A 6848-nucleotide genomic window follows, 5' to 3' on the forward strand; every position below is an offset into this window, starting at 1 on the left:
GCGAGCGATCTAGTCTCGCCGGGGGGTGTCTGCACCCCCCCCCCCCCCCAGCCCCAGACCCCCGTGCCGGGGACATCGAAGCACTGTTGGCGACACTGCCAGCAGCCGAACGGCCGGCACCCCGCGATGCGCCGTACCCCTAGCCCGGCGCAGCACGCAGCCCTACCGCCCGGCCCAGTACACCAGCCGTCACTGTCATAGCTCTGTCGCGCGCGAGTCCCGGCTCTCCGGGGAGCCGGGGTGTCAGTGCGCGGTGGGGGCGGGAACCGGGAGCGCGCCGGGGAAGTAGTCGGCCGCCACGAGCTTCGGGCCGTTGTCACCGTTGGGCGGCAGGAAGGACAGCACCCAGAACGAGCCCTTCTTGCTGGGCACCACGCCACCTCGCGACGCCGACAGCTCGACGCCGTCGCGGTCGGCCAGCGCGCTCACGATGTCCGGGATCACCCCGCCCTGGCTGCAGATCAACGGCGTCCCGCCGTCGCCCGCGATCGCCAGCAGCCGCGCGATGCCGAGCACCGGATCGGGCCAGTAGCCCTCCTCCGACAGCAGCGGCTCGTGCCGGACCTCGGTGCCGAGGTCCTCCGCGATCCCGTGCACCGTCTGCACACACCGCAGCCGCGGCGCGGAAAGCACCCTGTCCGGGCGGTAGAACGCGAGCAATTCGCGCAGCGCCTGCGCCTGTCGCTGGCCCGCGTCCGACAGCGGACGGAGATCGTCGTCGCCGTTCCAGTCCTCCCGTTTGCCCGCCTTGGCGTGCCGCGCGAGGAGCACCGTCGTCAGTTCCGCGGGCAGGGCGCAGAAGTCCCGAAGTACCCGGACATCGGTGTCGCGGGTGAGCAGCTTCTCGGCGGCCTCGAAGCCGAGCCAGCGCAACTCGTCGACCTCTTCGTTCTGCGCGAAGCCGCCGGAAACCGCTTCCGCGCTGAAGTAGTCGACGGTCTTGCGTGCCGTCCCGCGCCCGTGCCGCAGCGGCACCTCGTACCCGACCTTGGTCAGGTACCGGCCGAGTACCGCGTGGAACCCGGTTTCCTCGTGGATCTCCCGTACCGCGGCGGCGGCGAGGGTTTCGCCCCGGTCGAGTTTTCCCTTGGGCAGCGACCAGTCGTCGTAACGCGGGCGGTGCACGAGCGCGACCTTGATCCCGTCCCCGGTGCGGCGCCACAGCACCGCGCCGGAGGCGCGTACCTCCGTCGTCATCCAGCCGCTCCGTGCCGTTTCGCCAGTTCCGTCTGATGGTCGCGCACCTGGGAGCCGTCCGTCGGGAACGGCGTCCACTCACCCGTGGAGGTGAGTACCCAGCAGCGGGTTTCCGGGTCGAGCGCGGAGGTGAAGATGTCGTCCAGCTGCCGGGTCAGCTTGGGATCCTTGACCCGCACCAGCGCCTCGATCCGGCGGTCCAGGTTGCGGTGCATCATGTCCGCGCTGCCGATCCAGTGCGTCCCGCCCGCGCGGAAGTGGAAGATCCGCGAGTGTTCCAGGAAGCGGCCGAGGATCGAGCGCACGTGGATGTTCTCCGACAGCCCTTCGACACCGGGCTTGAGCGCGCAGATCCCGCGCACGACGACGTCGACCGGGACCCCGGCCTGCGACGCGTGGTAGAGCGCGTCGATGACCTGCTCGTCCACCAGCGAGTTGCACTTGATCCGGATCCCGGCCCGCTGGCCGGCGCGGGCGAGTTCGATCTCCTCGCCGATCGCGCGCACGATGCCGCGGCGGATGCCGTGCGGCGACGTGAGAATCGTGCGGTAGGTGTCCTGGCGCGAGTAGCCGGTGAGCACGTTGAACAGATCGGTGATGTCCGCGCCGATGCTCGGGTCCGCGGTCAGCAGGCCGAGGTCCTCGTAGAGCCGGGCGGTCTTCGGGTTGTAGTTGCCGGTGCCGATGTGGCAGTAGCGGCGGATGGTCGAACCCTCCTGGCGCACCACCATCGACACCTTGCAGTGCGTTTTGAGGCCTACGAGCCCGTACACCACGTGCACGCCGGCGCGTTCCAGCGTGCGGGCCCAGGTGATGTTGGCCTGCTCGTCGAACCGCGCCTTGATCTCGACCAGCGCGACGACCTGCTTGCCCGCCTCGGCGGCGTCGATCAGCGCGTCGACGATCGGCGAGTCGCCGGAGGTGCGGTACAGCGTCTGCTTGATCGCGAGCACCTTCGAGTCCGCGGCGGCCTGTTCGATGAACCGCTGCACGCTCGTGGAGAAGGAGTCGTAGGGGTGATGCACCAGGACGTCGCCCTCGCGCAGCGTCGCGAACACGCTCTTCGGCGTCTCCCGCTCGCCGAACGCCGGATGCGTCGCGGGCACGAACGGGCGGTCCTTGAGCTCCTTGCGGTCCACACCGGACAGCTGGTGCAGGCAGGTCAGGTCCAGCAGGCCCGGCACCTCGACGACGTCGGCGGGGTCGACCTCCAGCTCGCGCAGCAGCAGTTCGAGCATGTGCTCGCTCATGTCCTGCGCGACCTCGAGCCGCACCGGCGGGCCGAACCGCCGCTGCGCGAGCTCGCGTTCGAGTGCCTGCAGGAGATCCTCGTCGCGGTCCTCTTCGACCTCGAAGTCGGCGTTGCGGGTGACCCGGAAGACGTGGTGCTCGGTGACCTCCATCCCGGTGAACAGCTCGCCGAGGTGTGCCGCGATGAGTTCCTCCAGCGGGAGGAACGTCGCGGTGCGGGTCTCGCGCCGGGTCTCGACGCGGATCAGCCGCGGCACGTTGCTCGGCACCTTGACCCTGGCGAACCGTTCCGTGCCGCCCTCCGGGTCGCGCACGGTCACCGCGAGGTTCAGCGACAGCCCCGAGATGTACGGGAACGGGTGTGCCGGGTCGACGGCGAGCGGGGTGAGTACCGGGAAGATCTGCTCGCTGAAGTAGTTCGACAGCCGCAGCTGGTCCGCGCCTTCGAGATCGGCCCAGCCGACGAAGTGGATGTCCTCGGCCGCCAGCTGCGGGCGCAGGTGCAGCTCGAACGCGCCGGTGTGCCGCTCGACGAGGTCCTGGTTGCGCTTGGCGATGTAGGCCAGCTGCTCGCGCGGGGTGAGCCCGTCCGCGCTGCGCACCGGCAGGCCGGTCTCGTCGCGCCGCTTCAGGCCGGCGACCCGCACCATGTAGAACTCGTCCAGATTGGACGCGAAGATCGCCAGGAACTTCGCCCGCTCCAGCAGCGGCTGCGATTCGTCCTCGGCCAGCGCGAGCACCCGCGCGTTGAAGTCCTGCCACGACAGCTCGCGGTTGAAGTACCGGTCGTCGGGCAGCGTTTCGACGGCGGTCGGCGCGGTGACGGCGGGCGGCGCGGACGGAATCGCGCGGAACTCCTCCACCGGCCGGGTGGCCGCCGACGGCCCGGCGGGCGAGGCACTGCTGCGGGCCGTCGTGGTCGTCTTCCTGGCCCGGCCCGTCCCCGTCTTGGCCGCGGCGGCACGGGCTGCGCTGGTGCGCGCGCTCGGTTTCGGTGTCGCGGCCTTGTCGTTCCCGGCGTTGTTCTTCTTCGCGGTCGCGGGTTTCGCGGGGGCCGCCTTGCCCGCCGCCGGTTTCGCCGCGGGTTTCGCGGCGCTCGTGCGGGTCGCGCGTTTCGCGGAGGCGCTCGTGCGGGTCTCGCTCCCGTCCGCGGGAGCCTTCGCCGCGGAGGTCCTGCGCCGGGGCGTGGCGGGGTTGGTGCCGTCTGTGCTCACGGCCCCATTCTTCACTACGACGAGCCCGAATGCGCAGGCAGCGATGAAGGTCCGGTGAACATCATTACCCAAGCGAAATACACGGCTCGCCGAGCAAAGCGGCCGTGTGTTTCCCGACACCCAGCGAGCACGCGTGCTCGAGATCGCCGGGCGTGTCGACGTCGCTGCGCAGGGACGTCACGGGCGCGGTGAGCGAAATCGCGCCGCTGTCGGCGTGTGCCCGCGCGGAACCGGTGCCGAACCGCGGGCCGAGCGCTCCGCCGGGCGAGGAGAGCAAAAGCGTCGTACCGGTCCCTTGGCGGTCCGCGACGAACGCGCGCCGTCCGGCCGCTTCGGCGAGCGCGGTGGTCAGGTCTTCGGCGCGCAGCGCGGGGAGATCGGCCTGCATGGCGCCGATCACCGCGGCCGGATCGTCGGCGCGCAGCATGCTTTCCCCGTGGCGCAGGGCGGCGTTCAACCCGCCGTCGCCGGGCTCGGCGACGATCTCGACGCCCAGCTCGGCGAGTTCGGCGACCGCCGCGGGTTCGGCGGCGACCACCAGGACACGGCGTACGCGCGCGGCCGAGGTCACCGCGGCCAGGGTGTCGGCGGCCAGCGCCAGCACCAGCCCGGCGTGCCGCTCGGCGGCCGTCGCGCCCCGCAGCCGCGACTTGCCGAGGCTGGGGCGTTTCATCGGCACGATCAGGTCCACGTCCACTCCCTCATCTTTACCCGAAACCGGGCGGCGGCGGGTGTGAGTGCACCCTCCCTGTACTGCGTGAACCGGAGCGGGGGAGGATCTCCTCCAGCCGGGGACACGCACGTCGGAGGAGGAGAATTGGCCGGGCGGGACTTGCCTCGACGAGAAAAGGGCGGCATCTGGGTGGCGCTGGCCGCCATCGTGTTCTATCCGCTGGTCGCCATCGGCCGCCGGGTCTACATCGGCGCGGAGAAGGTGCCGAGGAAGGGGCCCGCGCTCCTGGTGCTCAACCACATCTCCCACCTGGATCCGGTGGTGGACGCGGTGTTCGTGCACCGGCAGAAGCGGGTACCACGGTTCCTGGGCAAGGAGAGCCTGACCAGGACGCCGGTCTTCGGGAAGATCTTCGTCGGGTCCGGGCAGATCCCGGTCGCGCGCGGGTCGGTGGCGGCTGGCGACAGCCTGAAGGCCGCGCACCAGGCGCTGGCCGAGGGCAAGGTCGTGGTCATCTACCCGGAGGGCACCATCACCAAGGACCCGGCCGGATGGCCGAAGGAGTCGTTCACCGGGGCCGCGCGGCTCGCGCTGCAGAACGACGTCCCGGTGATCCCGATCGCGCGCTGGGGCACGCACGAGATCTTCAACGGCTACACGAAGAAGTTCACGCCGTTCCCGCGCAAGACGGTGACGCACCTGGTCGGGGACCCGCTGGACCTCTCGCCCTACCGGGGCGGGAACCCGCGCAGCGCGTCGCTGCTCAAGGAGGTGACCGCGGTGATGATGGACGAGGTCACCCGGCTGCTGGCCGAGATCCGCCAGGAGGAGCCGCCGGTCAAGAAGGACGCCGAGCCCGGGGACAAGAACTGATGGACGTTCAGCGGGTCACCGTCCTCGGGGCGGGTTCGTGGGGGACGACGTTCGCCAAGGTCCTCGGCGACGCGGGCCGCGACGTGACGATGTGGGCGCGCCGCGAAGAGGTCGCCGCGGAAATCCGGGACCAGCACACGAACGGGTCGTATCTGCCCTCGGTGGCGTTGCCCGAGCGCGTGACGGCGACCTCGGACGCGGCGGCGGCGCTGGACGGCGCGCAGGCCGTCGTGCTGGCGGTGCCGAGCCAGAGCCTGCGCGCGAACCTCTCGGTGTGGCGCGAGCTGCTGCCCGCCGGCGCGATCCTGGTGAGCCTGGCCAAGGGCGTCGAACTGGGCACGCTCAAGCGGATGAGCGAGGTCATCGCCGAAATCGCGCGCGTCGACGTCGGCGAGATCGTCGTGGTGTCGGGCCCGAACCTGGCCAGGGAGATCGCCGCCGCGCAGCCTTCGGCGGCGGTGGTGGCGTGCCCCGACCACGAGCGGGCGGTCGCGATCCAGCGGGCCTGCTCCAACCGGTATTTCCGACCGTACACGAACACCGACGTCGTCGGCTGCGAACTGGGCGGCGCCTGCAAGAACGTCATCGCGCTGAGCTGCGGCATGGCCGCGGGCCTCGGCCTCGGCACGAACACGATGGCGACGCTGATCACCCGCGGCCTGGCGGAAATGGCGCGCCTCGGCGCGAAACTGGGCGCCGACCCGCTGACCTTCGCCGGCCTCGCCGGCGTCGGCGACCTCGTGGCCACCTGCTCGTCTCCGCTTTCGCGCAACCGCACCTTCGGCGAGCGCCTCGGCCGCGGCGAAACCCTGGAACAGGCGCAGGCCGCGGCAGGCGGCCAGGTCGCCGAAGGCGTCATGTCGTGCTCGTCGATCCGCGCGCTGGCGCAGAGCCTGGGCGTCGACATGCCCATCACCGACGCCATGCACCGCGTCTGCCACGAAGGCGTCGACCCCCGCCAAGCCGGCACCGAACTCCTGGGCCGCTCCCAGAAACACGAGTGGTACTGACCGTCTCGCTGCTCCCGGCCCCCTGTGCTCCGGCGGTCACGTTCCTCTAGGCACCCCCCACCCTCCCCTTGGGGGGCGTCCCCGCAGCAATCGTACCGCCGGGGGCTGACGGGACCGGGGCGAAGCGGTGAGTTGTCCACAGGGGGTGAGGGGTGTGGGCAAGTGGAGAAGTGCTGGTCAGGGTGGGGTTCGGGAGTGCGGCGGGTGTCTTGCGGGCGTCGCTGGGGAAGTCGTCCTCCCGGGGCTGAGGATTCGGGGTTCGAGCGGTCTGCGGGTCTCGTCGGGGGTGACCGATGTCGCGAACGACGCGTAGGGGACGTTGAGCGTCTCCAACGGAGCGTTCGCGACAAAGCCGTAGCAGCCAGGCCCACCGCGCCGGTGTCCCGAACGACGCTTTCGCGACGTTGAGCGTCCCCAACGACGCGTTCGCGACATGCTCGGGCGGTTCATGTCCCGAACGTCGCGTTCGGGACATGCGCGGATGCCGGGCATTCCCACTCGGCCACCGACTGCTCCGCCTCGCGCGTCCCGGGAGCGTCGGGCCGCGCGAGGCGCGGCAGCCGCGGGGTGGCGAATTGTGGCCTGGAAAAGCGCAGCCGCGGCACCCGGCGAGAACGCGGGGAGCCCCCG

At 71.0% G+C, this 6848-nt stretch carries 6 protein-coding genes; 2 read left to right on the forward strand and 4 right to left on the reverse strand.

The genetic code is table 11. The features are described 5' to 3' along the window. Positions 1 to 243 precede the first annotated feature (243 nt). The 3 genes from ACFWX1_RS37085 to cofC form a co-directional block, all read right to left on the reverse strand. Positions 244 to 1197: an NUDIX domain-containing protein gene (locus ACFWX1_RS37085; RefSeq protein WP_378394489.1), complete on the reverse strand. Its 954-nt coding sequence runs from the start codon at positions 1195 to 1197 to the stop codon at positions 244 to 246. Further along, positions 1194 to 3662: an RNA degradosome polyphosphate kinase gene (locus ACFWX1_RS37090; RefSeq protein ID WP_378394490.1), complete on the reverse strand. Its 2469-nt coding sequence runs from the start codon at positions 3660 to 3662 to the stop codon at positions 1194 to 1196. Before ACFWX1_RS37090 ends, ACFWX1_RS37085 begins: the two co-directional genes overlap by 4 nt. Positions 3663 to 3726: 64 nt before the next feature. Continuing rightward, positions 3727 to 4359, reverse strand: coding sequence for a 2-phospho-L-lactate guanylyltransferase (gene cofC / locus ACFWX1_RS37095; RefSeq protein WP_378394491.1), 633 nt, complete (start codon positions 4357 to 4359; stop codon positions 3727 to 3729). A gap of 120 nt (positions 4360 to 4479) precedes the next feature. Between cofC and ACFWX1_RS37100 the strand changes: the two genes are divergently transcribed. Together ACFWX1_RS37100 and ACFWX1_RS37105 are read left to right on the forward strand one after the other, a co-directional pair. After that, positions 4480 to 5208 carry a lysophospholipid acyltransferase family protein gene (locus tag ACFWX1_RS37100; RefSeq protein ID WP_378394492.1) on the forward strand — a complete coding sequence of 243 codons (729 nt, stop codon included), beginning with the start codon at positions 4480 to 4482 and terminating at the stop codon, positions 5206 to 5208. Further along, the gene (locus ACFWX1_RS37105; protein ID WP_378394493.1) at positions 5208 to 6218 is read left to right on the forward strand and encodes an NAD(P)H-dependent glycerol-3-phosphate dehydrogenase; all 1011 of its coding nucleotides are present in this window, start codon (positions 5208 to 5210) and stop codon (positions 6216 to 6218) included. The genes ACFWX1_RS37100 and ACFWX1_RS37105 overlap by 1 nt, the downstream gene beginning before the upstream one ends. A gap of 446 nt (positions 6219 to 6664) precedes the next feature. Here ACFWX1_RS37105 and ACFWX1_RS37110 read toward each other — a convergent pair. Continuing rightward, a partial coding sequence (locus tag ACFWX1_RS37110) for a hypothetical protein (protein WP_378394494.1) occupies positions 6665 to 6848 on the reverse strand: 184 nt, incomplete at its 5' end.

Source organism: Amycolatopsis sp. NPDC059021 (assembly GCF_042739895.1).
Taxonomy (GTDB): domain Bacteria; phylum Actinomycetota; class Actinomycetes; order Mycobacteriales; family Pseudonocardiaceae; genus Amycolatopsis.

Excerpts from the sequence above, each read along its gene's own strand:
- ACFWX1_RS37085 (WP_378394489.1), bottom strand. The coding sequence starts at position 1,197 with ATGACGACGGAGGTACGCGCCTCCGGCGCGGTGCTGTGGCGCCGCACC.
- ACFWX1_RS37105 (WP_378394493.1), top strand. The coding sequence starts at position 5,208 with ATGGACGTTCAGCGGGTCACCGTCCTCGGGGCGGGTTCGTGGGGGACG.